This window comes from Pseudomonas sp. IT-P395, assembly GCF_949767675.1.
In the GTDB taxonomy this organism is placed as follows: domain Bacteria; phylum Pseudomonadota; class Gammaproteobacteria; order Pseudomonadales; family Pseudomonadaceae; genus Aquipseudomonas.
The window spans coordinates 21,736-34,809 of sequence record NZ_CATKPW010000006.1 but is presented as its reverse complement, the minus strand read 5'-3'; the positions used below and the strand labels follow the sequence as shown (position 1 = coordinate 34,809).

The 13,074-nt window shown below is 60.9% G+C and carries 11 protein-coding genes; 10 read left to right on the top strand and 1 reads right to left on the bottom strand.

The window, feature by feature from the left end:
- Nucleotides 1–17 precede the first annotated feature (17 nt).
- Genes ACM6IN_RS05475 through ACM6IN_RS05465 form a run of 3 tightly spaced genes read left to right on the top strand, consistent with a single transcriptional unit; the run spans nucleotide 18 to nucleotide 2,474 of the window.
- Entirely contained in the window at nucleotides 18–1,037 is a 1,020-nt protein-coding gene (locus ACM6IN_RS05475) for an aminoglycoside phosphotransferase family protein (RefSeq protein ID WP_414915554.1), read from the top strand.
- A complete protein-coding gene (murU, locus tag ACM6IN_RS05470; protein WP_414915553.1) occupies nucleotides 1,034–1,705 on the top strand; it encodes an N-acetylmuramate alpha-1-phosphate uridylyltransferase MurU in 672 nt (223 codons plus the stop codon). Before ACM6IN_RS05475 ends, murU begins: the two co-directional genes overlap by 4 nt.
- A gap of 1 nt (nucleotide 1,706) precedes the next feature.
- The gene (locus tag ACM6IN_RS05465) at nucleotides 1,707–2,474 is read left to right on the top strand and encodes a TerB family tellurite resistance protein (protein ID WP_007910140.1); all 768 of its coding nucleotides are present in this window, start codon (nucleotides 1,707–1,709) and stop codon (nucleotides 2,472–2,474) included.
- A gap of 122 nt (nucleotides 2,475–2,596) precedes the next feature.
- Here ACM6IN_RS05465 and ACM6IN_RS05460 read toward each other — a convergent pair whose 3' ends face one another.
- Nucleotides 2,597–3,586 (bottom strand): alpha/beta hydrolase family protein, encoded by a 990-nt coding sequence (locus tag ACM6IN_RS05460; RefSeq protein WP_095112707.1) that lies wholly within the window; start codon nucleotides 3,584–3,586, stop codon nucleotides 2,597–2,599.
- 73 nt (nucleotides 3,587–3,659) lie between these two features.
- On the opposite strand from ACM6IN_RS05460, the gene ACM6IN_RS05455 reads away from it, so the two are divergent.
- The 7 genes from ACM6IN_RS05455 to ACM6IN_RS05425 all read left to right on the top strand — a co-directional run bounded on the left by ACM6IN_RS05455 (nucleotide 3,660) and on the right by ACM6IN_RS05425 (nucleotide 13,057).
- The gene (locus tag ACM6IN_RS05455) at nucleotides 3,660–6,056 is read left to right on the top strand and encodes a PAS domain S-box protein (RefSeq protein ID WP_414893110.1); all 2,397 of its coding nucleotides are present in this window, start codon (nucleotides 3,660–3,662) and stop codon (nucleotides 6,054–6,056) included.
- A gap of 84 nt (nucleotides 6,057–6,140) precedes the next feature.
- Nucleotides 6,141–6,770 carry a response regulator transcription factor gene (locus ACM6IN_RS05450; protein WP_007910149.1) on the top strand — a complete coding sequence of 210 codons (630 nt, stop codon included), beginning with the start codon at nucleotides 6,141–6,143 and terminating at the stop codon, nucleotides 6,768–6,770.
- A 348-nt stretch (nucleotides 6,771–7,118) separates the two neighbouring features.
- Nucleotides 7,119–8,243, top strand: a complete 1,125-nt coding sequence (locus ACM6IN_RS05445; protein WP_007910151.1) for an ABC transporter ATP-binding protein — start codon at nucleotides 7,119–7,121, stop codon at nucleotides 8,241–8,243.
- A 48-nt stretch (nucleotides 8,244–8,291) separates the two neighbouring features.
- Entirely contained in the window at nucleotides 8,292–9,335 is a 1,044-nt protein-coding gene (locus ACM6IN_RS05440; RefSeq protein WP_038363355.1) for an ABC transporter substrate-binding protein, read from the top strand.
- 200 nt (nucleotides 9,336–9,535) lie between these two features.
- A complete protein-coding gene (locus tag ACM6IN_RS05435) occupies nucleotides 9,536–10,783 on the top strand; it encodes an ABC transporter permease (RefSeq protein ID WP_007910155.1) in 1,248 nt (415 codons plus the stop codon).
- A 12-nt stretch (nucleotides 10,784–10,795) separates the two neighbouring features.
- The gene (locus tag ACM6IN_RS05430) at nucleotides 10,796–11,620 is read left to right on the top strand and encodes an ABC transporter permease (protein ID WP_007910157.1); all 825 of its coding nucleotides are present in this window, start codon (nucleotides 10,796–10,798) and stop codon (nucleotides 11,618–11,620) included.
- 288 nt (nucleotides 11,621–11,908) lie between these two features.
- The gene (locus tag ACM6IN_RS05425) at nucleotides 11,909–13,057 is read left to right on the top strand and encodes an iron-containing alcohol dehydrogenase (RefSeq protein WP_007918817.1); all 1,149 of its coding nucleotides are present in this window, start codon (nucleotides 11,909–11,911) and stop codon (nucleotides 13,055–13,057) included.
- The last annotated feature ends 17 nt before the right edge of the window (nucleotides 13,058–13,074 follow it).

Below are 13,074 nucleotides of genomic sequence, written 5' to 3'. Positions count from 1 at the left end.
CGTCGGAGACCCTTGCAATGCCTGACCAAGATGTACGCTTGCAACACCTGAAAGTTTGGCTCGATGAGCAGTTGGCAATCCTGTTTGCAGATCAGGGCTGGGGCACCGTGCCCCCGGCCACGTTGACCGCGGCCAGCAGCGACGCGAGTTTCCGCCGCTACTTCCGCTGGGAAGGCGAGGGTCGCAGCTTCGTCGTGATGGACGCGCCGCCGCCCCAGGAAAACTGCAAACCGTTCGTGGATATCGCTTTTTTGCTGGCGAAATCCGGAATAAATGTGCCGAAAATTTATGCCGAGGACCTTGAGCGTGGATTTCTTTTGCTCAATGACCTGGGTAACAAGACCTATCTCGACGTGATCGATGGCGAAAATGCCGACGCATTATTCAGTGATGCCCTGCAAGCGCTGCTGGCTTTTCAGCAATTGCCGATGGTCGCACCGTTGCCGAGCTACGACGTTGCCTTGCTGCGCCGAGAGCTGGAACTGTTCCCCGAGTGGTACGTGAAGCGTGAACTCGGTGTCGAATTCGACGCGACCCAGCAACAGCAGTGGCAGCAGGTCAGCGATCTGCTGATCGACAGCGCACTCGCGCAGCCCAAAGTGCTGGTGCACCGCGACTACATGCCGCGCAACCTGATGCTCAGCGAGCCGAACCCCGGTGTGCTGGATTTCCAGGATGCGGTCTACGGCCCGGTGACCTACGACGTGACCTGTCTGTTCAAGGATGCCTTTCTCAGCTGGCCTGAAGAGCGTGTGCGTGGCTGGCTGGAAAGCTACTGGCAGCAAGCCTCGGCACTGAATATCCCGGTGCAGCCGGACTTCGAAGACTTCCTGCGCGCCAGTGACCTGATGGGCGTACAGCGCCACCTGAAGGTCATCGGCATCTTCGCGCGCATTTGTCATCGTGATGGCAAGCCGCGTTATCTGGCCGACGTACCGCGTTTCTTCTCTTATATAGAGGCGGTGATTGCGCGTCGTCCTGAATTGGCAGAACTGCAAGCGCTGTTCACCAGCCTGCGGGGTGGAGCAACAGCATGAAGGCAATGATTCTGGCGGCAGGCAAAGGCGAGCGCATGCGCCCGCTGACCCTGACTACGCCGAAACCACTGGTGCGTGCCGGCGGTGTCCCACTGATCGAATATCACCTGCGGGCTCTCGCTGCCGCAGGGTTCAACGAGATCGTGATCAATCACGCCTGGCTCGGTCAGCAGATCGAAGATTATCTGGGCGACGGCTCGCAATTTGGCGTGAGCATTCAGTATTCGCCGGAAGGTGAGCCACTGGAAACCGGCGGCGGGATTTTCCGTGCGCTGCCGTTGCTCGGCGATGATGCGTTTCTGGTGGTGAACGGTGATATCTGGACCGATTACGACTTCAGCGTCCTGCACCAGCCGATCAACGGGCTCGCGCATCTGGTACTGGCGGACAATCCGGCGCACCACCCGCGCGGTGATTTCACACTGGTCGACGGCGAAGTGCACGACGGTCAGCCGGACGCTGCGACCCTGACTTACAGCGGCATCGCCGTATTGCATCCGCAACTGTTCGACGGCTGTACCGACGGTGCCTTCAAACTGGCGCCGCTGTTTCGTAACGCCATGGCGGCTGGCGAAGTCACGGGCGAACGTCTGAAAGGTCACTGGGTGGACGTCGGCACGCACGAGCGTCTGGCCGAAGCTGAAGCATTGATAGAAGCGAGTCGCTGACATGTTGTGGCCAGGGACTCTGATTGGAGCCGGAGCGGGTTTTGCGATTGCCAGCATTCCGGGGGCCATGCTTGGGGCATTGTTGGGGCAGGCGCTGGATCGGCGCCTGCACTTGCAAAGCTGGGGGCATTTGCGCGAAAAACTCGGCGGTCGGCCGATGTTGCGCAATGACGAACTGTTGTTTGTGCTGCTCGGGCGTCTGGCCAAAAGTGACGGTCGGGTCACTGACGGGCATATCCAGCAGGCGCGTAACGAAATGCGTGCGCTGGAAATGAGTGAGCCGGCGACGCGTCGGGCGATTGCCGCGTTCAATCGCGGCAAGTCCGGCAGCGACAATCTGCGCGGTTATCTACGGCGCCTGAGTGCGCAGCCGCATGCCGCCGAAGGTGTGTTGCGCGCCTGTTGGCGGATGGTCTGGGCCGATGGTCGCGCGGGTGTCAGTGAGCGTGAACTGCTGGCGCAATGGGGCAAGTGGCTGGGCTGGACGACGCATCAGGTGCAGGCGCTGGCCAATGATTACGAGCCGGGCAAACGACCGATCGTCAGCGCTGCTGTGAGTTATCAGGAGGCGATGCGTTTATTGGGCGTGTCGGCGTCCAGTGAACCGGCGCAGATCAAGCGCGCCTATCGGCGCCTGCTCAGTCGTCATCATCCGGACAAGATTGCCGGGTCGGGGGCGACGCCAGTGCAGGTGCGTGAAGCCACCGAAAAAACCCGTGAGCTGCACAACGCCTACACGTTGATTCGTGAGCGGCGGGATTTTCGCTAACCGTTAGATGTGTAGCGACTGCGCTGGCCTCTTCGCGAGCAGGCTCGCTCCCACCATGGACTGTGTACGCAGATCCATGTGGGAGCGAGCCTGCTCGCGAAGGGGGCGACTCGGTGTTTCTGTCAGTCCGTGTTCTGCGGGTTCAGCCAGCCACGCACCCGGCGGAACAACTGTTCCTGTTCAGCCTTGTTATCCGGCAAAGCCTTGAGCGCGACCTGGCTGAACGCCGAGGTCTTCAAGCGCTTGCTCGCCTGCATGCGCTCCAGCGCGGCGTTGCGATCCAGCGGCTTGTCCATATAGAAAATATCGGCGGTCGGCAGCTTCAGTGTCGGCGTCACTTCGGCCAGTGGCGGTTTGGCCTTCGCTGGCATCTGCGCATCGACCATGACGAACTTTTCTACCTGCGCCGTTTGTTTCTCGCTCAGGTATCGCGCGGCCCAATAGGCGCCAGTGCCGTGCCCAAGCACGACAATGCTGCGTGCGCTCTGCTGCTCGGCGTAAGCAATCGCGGCGTCGATGCGCGCGAAGATGCGTTCGGCGTCGGCCTTGGATTGCTCTTCAGTGGTTTCGGCGACTACCTGATCCGCCACTTCTGCTTCACCGCCAGCGGCTTGCTCGATCGGCTGCGCGGTGGTGGAGTCCTTGCTGCCGGACTCCGGGGCTTTCGGCACAGCGGGTGCCTCGACCACGCGCGGTGCAAAGGCGTCGCTTTGCAAGTCGGGCAGCGTAATACTCAGGCTGCTCCATTTTGCATCCGGCAGTTTGCGCCGCAACGGGCCGATTGCCTGCGGCCAGTCAGCGGTTTCGCCGGTGCCGGGGACGATGATCACTGCGCCTTTCGGTTCGGCAGTGTTGGCCGGTTTCCACAGGGCGAGGAAGGTGTCGGTACCGGCCTGCAACTGTTGCTGTTCTTGCGCCGGGACTTTACGTTCCAGTGCGGCGGCCTCTTCCTGACTACGCTCAAGCAGTGGCTGGCGTTCGGCCGGTTTTTCTTCGGCCGGTTTTTCCGCTGTGGCGGCGGGTGCCGGATCGGCGGCTTCGACGGAAAACGCACAAGGCAGGAGCAGCGACAGGCACAATGCTGGCATTGCCAGGCGGTAGACAGAGGGCATCGGTTATTCCAGGCCAGAAAGTATCCCGGCAGCCTAATGGGTTGGTCAGAATTTGTCAGTGTATGAGACTTCAATGAAGCGATTTTGCTGCCTGTGGGTTATCGGCTGTTTGTGGTTTCCCTTGATGGGCTGGGCGGCGCCTGCGCCGCCTTCTCATCTCGCACAGTTGTCGGCGAGCCAGCAGCAATGGCTGGCGCAGCACAATGAATTACGCGTCGGCCTGGTGTTGCAAGCCCCGTATGCGCAATACGACCGGCGCTTGCAACGGCTGTCGGGGGCCAACGTCGAGCTGATGAAGTTGCTGGCCAAGGTGCTCAATGTCGAACTGAGCTGGCGCAATTTTCAGGATCTCGCGCAATTGGACGCCGCCATGCGCGAGGGCGAGATCGATATCGCTCCGGGCCTGAGCCAGACCCCGAGTGCCCTGCGTCTGTGGCAGTTCTCTGATCCGTACATGCGCGTGCCGCAACTGGTGGTCAGCGACCAGAAGGCCAGTGGTGTGGTCGATCTGGAGAAGCTCGACAGCCAGATCCGCGTCGCCGTGCGCATGCCCAGCAGCACGGCTGATTACCTGCGCGGCAACTACCCCCATCTGAATCTGCAAGGTGTACCACTGGAGCGTCAGGCGTTGCAGTTGCTGTTGAGTCAGCAGGCCGCCTACGCCGTGGTCGATGAGGCGCAACTCGGGCGCTTATCGGTAGAGCCTGAGTTCGCCGGGCTGGTGGTGGTCGGCGATATCGGCCTGCCACAACTGCTGCGCGTCGGCTCGCGCCGCGATTGGCCAGAGTTGGCCGGCATCCTTCAAAGTGCGCTGCGTGCCATCCCGGCCAAGGATCTGGAGCAGTTACACAACCAGTGGCTGCAACCGAAATATCCGCGACTCTCGGAGTCGCCGGGGTTCTGGCAAAACCTCAGCTTGTTGTTTGCAGTGATGCTGCTCAGTTGTGTCGCAATCGTGTTCTGGCAGCGTCGCCAACAGCACAGCCTCGAACAGCGATTGCTGGCCGCCCGGGAAGACATCGCCTTGCGCGCGGCCAACGAAGAAGCGCTGCGGTTGACGCAGTTCTCCATCGACCAAAGCACCGTCGGCATCCTTTGGGTCAACTGGGACAGCCATGTGCGCTACGCCAATCGCGCGGCGGAAATCATGCTCGGTTATCCCTCGGGCGGACTGATCGAACGGCCATTGATCGACTTCGAACCGGGTCTGCACATGGACCGCTGGCTCAATCTGTGGAAGCGCGCGCGGGCCAGTGAAGAAGGTCCGCTGAGTTTCGAAACCAGTTGCGTGCGGGCTGACGGCAGTATTTTGCCGGCGGATGTCTCGCTGAGTTTCCTGCGCTTTCGCGACAGTGAATACCTGGTGGTGTACCTCACCGACGTCACCGAGCGCCGTCGCGCCCTCGCCGCGTTGCAGGAAAGCGAGGCGCGTCTGCAAGGCATCGCCGCCAACGTGCCGGGATTGGTGTTTCGTCTGGAGCGCGCGCCGGTGACCGGGCAGATCGACTTTGCCTACATCAGCGAGGGCAGCGAAAGCCTGGTCGGTTACGCCCCGGCCACCATAGCCCATCGCGACATGGGTCTGCGCAGCCTGGTGCATCCCGACGATAAGGCGAGTTATCACCGCACTCAGGATCAGGCTCTGGACACCGACAGTGACTGGTCGTGGCAGGGCCGGATCCTCACGCGTCAAGGCCAGCAGCGCTGGGCCGAGATCAAGGCGATCACCCGGCAACTGGAGGATGGCGCCTATGTCTGGGACGGCATCGTCTGGGACATCACCGAGAGCAAGCGTATCGAGCTGGAACTGGCGGCCTCCCGTGAGCAACTGCGCGAACTGTCGGCGCACCTTGAGAGCGTGCGTGAAGAAGAGAAGGCGCGCATTGCCCGCGAGGTTCACGATGAACTTGGGCAGATGTTGACCGTGCTGAAGCTGGAAACATCGATGTGCGAGTTAGCCTACGCGCAACTCGATCCGGGGTTGAACGAGCGGTTGAACAGCATGAAACGCCTGATCGCTCAGTTGTTCCAGTTGGTGCGCGACGTGGCCACGGCGCTGCGACCGCCGATTCTCGATGCCGGGATTGCCTCGGCGATCGAGTGGCAGGCGCGGCGCTTCGAGGCGCGTACGCAGATCCCGTGTCTGGTGCAGGTACCGGATAATCTGCCGGTACTCAGTGATGCCAAGGCAATTGGCTTGTTCCGGATCTTGCAGGAGGCGCTGACCAATGTGATGCGCCATGCTCAGGCGCATACTGTGGAACTGACGTTGGCGCTGGAAGGCGATGAGTTATGTCTGACGGTCAGTGATGATGGCGTAGGATTTGTTCCCGCCAGCGGTCGACCGACTTCGTTTGGCCTGGTCGGCATGCGTGAGCGGGTGCTGATCATGGGCGGGCGGTTGGTGCTGGAGAGTGAGCCGGGGGAGGGCACCAGTCTGAATGTTTGGGTGCCGGTGAGTGAGGTTTGAAGATATGTGGTGTTTGGGCTGACGCTTTCGCGAGCAGGCTCGCTCCCACAGGGATTGCTGTGTACCTGAAATCTGGAGAAAAACGTGATCCGTGTACTGGTAGCCGAAGACCACACCATCGTCCGTGAAGGCATCAAGCAATTGATCGGCCTGGCCAAGGATCTGCAAGTAGTGGGCGAGGCGAGCAATGGCGAGCAATTGCTTGAGGCCCTGCGCAGCGTGCCGTGCGAAGTGGTGCTGCTCGACATCTCCATGCCCGGGGTCAATGGCCTGGAGGCGATCCCGCGAATCCGCGCGCTGAACAATCCACCGGCGATCCTGGTGCTATCTATGCACGACGAAGCGCAGATGGCTGCGCGGGCGCTGAAGGTCGGCGCCGCCGGGTATGCGACCAAGGACAGTGACCCGGCGCTGTTGCTCACCGCCATTCGCAAAGTCGCGGCGGGTGGGCGATACATTGATCCGGATCTGGCGGATCGCATGGTGTTTGAAGTCGGCCTGACTGATGCGCGGCCGCTGCATTCGTTGCTGTCCGAACGCGAGTTCTCGGTGTTCGAACGCCTGGCCCAGGGCGCCAACGTCAACGACATCGCCCAGCAACTGGCGCTGAGCAGCAAAACCATCAGCACCCACAAGGCGCGGCTGATGCAGAAGCTCAACATCACCTCGCTGGCCGAACTGGTCAAATACGCGATGGAACACAAACTCCTCTAAATGCACCACAAAACTCTGTGGGAGCTGGCTTGCCAGCGATGAGGGCATGTCAATCACATCAATGTCGGCTGATCCACCGCTATCGCTGGCAAGCCAGCTCCCACAGGTTTCGTTGTTTAACCCTGGATTGTGAGCATATCTGTTAGCGACAGGCGCTTTTGCTTGTTCTTGCAGCTTGCAGCTCAACCCTCGCCACTGCCTTATCCATTAGCGCCATCCTTGTAGGGCAATCCCTACCCCCAACCTTCCATCCGGCTGAGGCGATTCTCTCCTGCGCCCCGATTTGCGTGGCTGTCAGCAGCCACTAGGCTTAACCCACAAGCAGTCATCAACAACAAAGGTGTGGGTATGAGCCAGGTCGATACAAACGCAGGGGCCAGTGATGTGCTGGTCAGCTTTCGTGGAGTGCAGAAGAGCTACGACGGCGAGAACCTGATCGTCAAAGACCTCAACCTGGACATTCGCAAAGGCGAATTTCTCACCCTGCTCGGGCCGTCCGGTTCCGGCAAGACCACCAGCCTGATGATGCTCGCCGGTTTCGAAACGCCGACCGCTGGTGAGATCCTGCTGGCCGGGCGTTCGATCAACAACGTGCCGCCACACAAGCGTGACATCGGCATGGTGTTCCAGAACTACGCGCTGTTCCCGCACATGACCGTCGCCGAAAACCTCGCGTTCCCGCTGAGCGTGCGTGGCCTGAATAAAAGCGACGTCAACGACAAGGTCAAGAAAGTCCTCAGCATGGTCCAGCTCGATGCGTTTGCCTCGCGCTACCCGGCGCAGTTGTCCGGTGGTCAGCAGCAGCGTGTGGCGCTGGCCCGCGCGCTGGTGTTCGAACCGCAACTGGTGCTGATGGACGAACCCCTCGGCGCCCTCGACAAGCAACTGCGTGAACACATGCAGATGGAAATCAAACACCTGCACCAGCGCCTCGGCGTAACCGTGGTCTACGTGACCCACGATCAGGGCGAAGCGCTGACCATGTCCGATCGCGTTGCGGTATTCCATCAGGGCGAAATCCAGCAGATCGCCCCGCCGCGCACACTTTACGAAGAACCGAAAAATACCTTTGTTGCCAACTTCATCGGTGAAAACAACCGCCTTAACGGTCGCCTGTTGAGCCAGAACGGCGAGCGTTGCGTGGTCGAGTTGGGCCGTGGCGAAAAGGTCGAGGCGCTGGCGGTCAACGTCGGCCAGACCGGCGAACCGGTGACTTTGTCGATCCGTCCGGAGCGCATCAGTCTCAACGGTTCCAGTGATCAATGCGTTAACCGCTTCTCAGGGAGGGTGGCGGAATTCATCTATCTGGGCGACCACGTCCGGGTGCGCCTGGAAGTCTGCGGCAAGACCGACTTCTTCGTGAAACAGCCGATTGCCGAGCTCGATCCAGCGCTCGCGGTCGGTGACGTGGTTCCGCTTGGCTGGCAGGTCGAGCACGTACGCGCACTCGATCCTCTTCTAGAGGCGAACTGATCGCCCCGGCAATACCAACACCAACCCTGCACGTGGAGAGAACAATAAATGTTGAGATCCCTGAAGTTCACCGCCCTGACCCTGGGCCTGATGGGTGCGGCCAGCGCGATGGCCGCCGGCCCGGATTTGACCGTGGTGTCGTTTGGCGGGGCGAACAAGGCCGCGCAAGTCAAAGCCTTCTATGCACCGTGGGAAGCGGCGGGCAATGGCAAGATCGTCGCTGGCGAGTACAACGGCGAAATGGCCAAGGTCAAAGCCATGGTCGACACCAAGAGCGTGTCGTGGGACTTGGTCGAAGTTGAATCGCCAGAGCTGTCCCGTGGCTGCGACGAAGACATGTTCGAACAACTCGACCCGGCGCTGTTCGGCAAGACTGAAGACTACGTCAAAGGCGCGATTCAGCCGTGCGGCGTGGGCTTCTTCGTTTGGTCGACCGTGTTGGCTTACAACGCCGACAAGCTGAAAACCGCCCCGACCAGTTGGGCGGATTTCTGGGACACCAAGAAATTCCCGGGTAAACGTGGCCTGCGCAAAGGCGCCAAATACACCCTCGAATTCGCTTTGATGGCCGATGGCGTAGCGCCGAAAGACGTCTACAAAGAGCTGGCGAGCAAGGGCGGCCAGGATCGCGCGTTCAAGAAGCTTGATGAGCTGAAGCCAAGCATTCAGTGGTGGGAAGCCGGCGCGCAACCGCCGCAATACCTCGCTTCCGGTGACGTAGTGATGAGCTCGGCCTACAACGGTCGCATCGCTGCCGTGCAAAAAGAATCCAACCTGAAAGTGGTGTGGAACGGCGGCATCTACGACTTCGACGCCTGGGCTATCCCGAAAGGTCTGGACGCCAAACGCGCGGAAGCGGCGAAGAAGTTCATCGCCTTCTCGGTACAGCCGCAGCAGCAGAAGACCTACTCGGAAAACATCGCCTATGGCCCGGCTAACACCCAAGCCGTACCGCTGCTGGCCAAGGACGTCCTCAAAGACATGCCGACCACCCCGGAAAACATCGCCAACCAGGTGCAGATCGACGTCAGCTTCTGGGCTGACAACGGCGAGCAACTGGAGCAGCGCTTCAACTCCTGGGCTGCGAAGTAACCCGAGCATACGGGCCGACGGCTTTCCGGATGATCGTTCCCACGCTCTGCGTGGGAACGCCGCCCGGGACGCTCCGCGTCCCCGTGTGACGCAGAGCGTCACTGGATTCATTCCCACGCAGAGCGTGGGAACGATCAGTAGCAAAAGTTCGAGGTGGTATTCACCACCTCTGTAACGATCAAAGATTTGCGGAGTACGTCATGGCCATCGCCGTTCCCCTGAACGAGGGCAACAGCCCCACCTTGAAGCAGAAGCTCAAGCGCGCCGAGCGGGTCAACCGCTGGAAGGCTCAAGCGCTGATTGCGCCGCTGGTGCTGTTTCTGTTGCTGGTGTTTCTGGTGCCGATCGTGGCGCTGCTCTACAAAAGCGTCGGCAACCCCGAAGTGGTCGGCGGCATGCCGCGCACCGTGGCGGCCATCGCCAGTTGGGACGGCCGCGGCCTGCCCGCTGAACCGGTCTACAAAGCCGCCGGCGAAGACCTCGCCGAAGCGCGCAAAAACCAGACGCTGGGCGATCTGTCCAAGCGCTTGAACATGGAGTTGGCCGGCTATCGCAGCCTGCTGACCAAAACCGCCCGGGCGCTGCCATTCGCCAGCGAACCGGCCTCTTATAAAGAAGCGCTGGAAGCACTCGACGAACGTTGGGGCGACCCGGCCTACTGGCAAGCGGTCAAACGCAACACCAGCAGCATCACCCCGTATTACCTGCTGGCGGCAGTCGATCACCGCATCGACGACCTCGGCGAAATCGCCCCGGCCACGCCGGATCAGGCGATCTACCTCGACATCTTCGCCCGCACGTTCTGGATGGGTCTGGTCATCACCGTGATCTGTCTGGTGCTCGCGTATCCACTGGCCTACCTGTTGGCGAACCTGCCATCGCGGCAAAGCAACCTGCTGATGATTCTGGTGCTGCTGCCGTTCTGGACCTCGATCCTGGTGCGCGTCGCCGCGTGGATCGTGCTCCTGCAATCCGGCGGGTTGATCAACAGCGGCCTGATGGCCATGGGCATCATCGATAAACCGCTGGAACTGGTGTTCAACCGCACCGGTGTGTACATCTCGATGGTGCACATCCTGCTGCCGTTCATGATTCTGCCGATCTACAGCGTGATGAAAGGCATCTCGCCTACCTACATGCGTGCCGCCATTTCCCTCGGCTGCCACCCGTTCGCCAGTTTCTGGCGGGTGTACTTCCCGCAGACCTACGCCGGTGTTGGCGCCGGTTGCCTGTTGGTGTTCATCCTCGCCATCGGCTACTACATCACCCCGGCGCTGCTCGGCAGCCCGAACGATCAAATGGTCAGCTACTTCGTCGCCTTCTACACCAACACCAGCATCAACTGGGGCATGGCCACCGCGCTGGGCGGGCTGTTGCTGCTGGCGACTGTAGTGCTTTATCTGATTTACAGCTGGCTGGTCGGCGCCAGTCGCCTGCGCCTGAGCTAAGGGGAATTCGAAATGCTGAGTCCTTACATGTCGCCCATTGAACGGGTGTGGTTCTACAGCCTGCGGATTCTCTGCGGCTTGATTCTGTTGTTCCTGATTCTGCCGGTGCTGGTGATCATTCCGCTGTCGTTCAACTCGGGGAGTTTTCTGGTCTATCCGCTGCAGGGTTTCTCGCTGCAGTGGTACCACGACTTCTTCGCCTCGGCGGAATGGATGCGCGCACTGAAGAACAGCATCATTGTTGCCCCGGCGGCGACGGTACTGGCAATGGTCTTCGGTACGCTGGCGGCGATTGGTCTGACTCGGGGAGATTTTCCCGGTAAAGCGCTGGTCATGGCGCTGGTGATTTCGCCGATGGTGGTGCCGGTGGTGATCATTGGTGTGGCGAGTTATCTGTTTTTTGCGCCGCTGGGTTTGGGTAACAGCTTCTTCTCGCTGATCGTGGTGCACGCGGTGTTGGGTGTGCCGTTTGTGATCATCACCGTGTCGGCGACGTTGCAGGGGTTTAACCATAATCTGGTGCGTGCAGCGGCGAGTCTCGGTGCATCGCCACTGACCGCGTTTCGTCGGGTGACCTTGCCGCTGATTGCGCCGGGGGTGATTTCCGGGGCGCTGTTTGCGTTTGCCACTTCGTTTGATGAAGTGGTGGTGACGCTGTTTCTCGCAGGTCCCGAGCAGGCGACGTTGCCTCGGCAGATGTTTAGCGGGATTCGCGAGAACCTCAGCCCGACCATCGCCGCTGCGGCGACCTTGCTGATCGCTTTCTCGGTGATTCTGCTGCTGACCCTGGAATGGTTGCGTGGGCGCAGCGAGAAACTGCGTACGGCTCAGGTTTAAGGGCCAGATCAAAAGCTTACCCCCTCACCCCAGCCCTCTCCCCCAGGGGGGCGAGGGGGAAAGGGAGCAGATCTTCATGGCTTTCGAGGCCTGAGTTCGACTCGGTATTTCAGGTCGGTGTACTTCGAGAGTACAACGCGGTCAGTCCCCTCTCCCTCCGGGAGAGGGTTAGGGTGAGGGGCTCTTGCTCTTGCCCTTAACGGGTCATTCACCAGATGAATAGCAGACAACCCCAAATCCCCAGCTAATCTTGTGCCCAGCTCCCACATCTATAAGAGGCTGCGCACGATGAGTCTGTCCCAGTTCAAAATCGCTCACAAACTGATCACCGGCGCCGCCGCCATCGAGCAACTGGCCGCCGAACTCACACGCCTCGACATCGACAACCCCCTGATCGTCACCGATGCCGCGCTGGTCAAATCCGGCACGGTGGAGCTGGCGCTGGTGCAACTCGGCGGGCGCGACTACGAGATTTTCGACCGCGTACTGCCAGACCCGGAAATCGCCATCGTCGAAGACTGCATGCGCGTTTACCGTGAGGGCGGGCATGACGGCTTGATCGGTCTCGGTGGTGGCAGTGCCATCGACATCGCCAAGAGTGTCGCTGCCTACGCCGGTTACCACGGCGCGCTGGAGGACCTGTTCGGCGTCGACCAAGTCCCGCGCAAAGGCCCGCCGCTGATCGCCATCCCGACCACCGCCGGCACCGGTTCCGAAGTTACCAACGTCGCGATCCTCTCGGACAAAGTCGCGCAGTTGAAGAAAGGCATCGTCAGCGACTTTCTATTACCGGACGTGGCGCTGGTCAGCCCGCAGATGACCCTGACCTGTCCGCGCAGCGTCACCGCCGCCAGTGGCGTCGACGCGCTGGTGCACGCCATCGAATCCTATCTGTCGGTGAATGCCTCGCCGATCACCGACTCGCTTGCCATCGGCGCCATCAAGCTGATCGCCAACGCGTTGCCCAAGGCCTACGCCAACGGCACCAACCTGCAAGCGCGCGAAGACATGGCCACCGCCAGCCTGATGGCCGGCATGGCGTTCGGCAATGCCGGGGTCGGCGCGGTGCATGCGCTGGCGTATCCGCTGGGCGGGCGTTTCAACATTGCCCATGGCGTCAGCAATGCCTTGCTGCTGCCGTATGTCATGACCTGGAACAAGATGGCCTGCGTCGAACGCATGCAGGATATTGCCGAAGCCATGGGGGTGAAGACTGCTCATCTGAGTGCCGCCGAAGCAGCGGATAAAGCCGTGCAGGCAATGAGCGATCTGTGCGCAGCCGTGGAAATTCCGGCCGGGCTGCGCAGTTTCGGTGTCCCGGAAGAGGCAATCCCGGCGATGGCCGTGGAAGCGGCGGGCATTGAGCGGCTGATGCGCAACAATCCGCGCAAACTCAGCGCTGGGGACATCGAGAAGATCTACCGCGCGGCGTATTGAGTCAGCGCCCGTCCTCC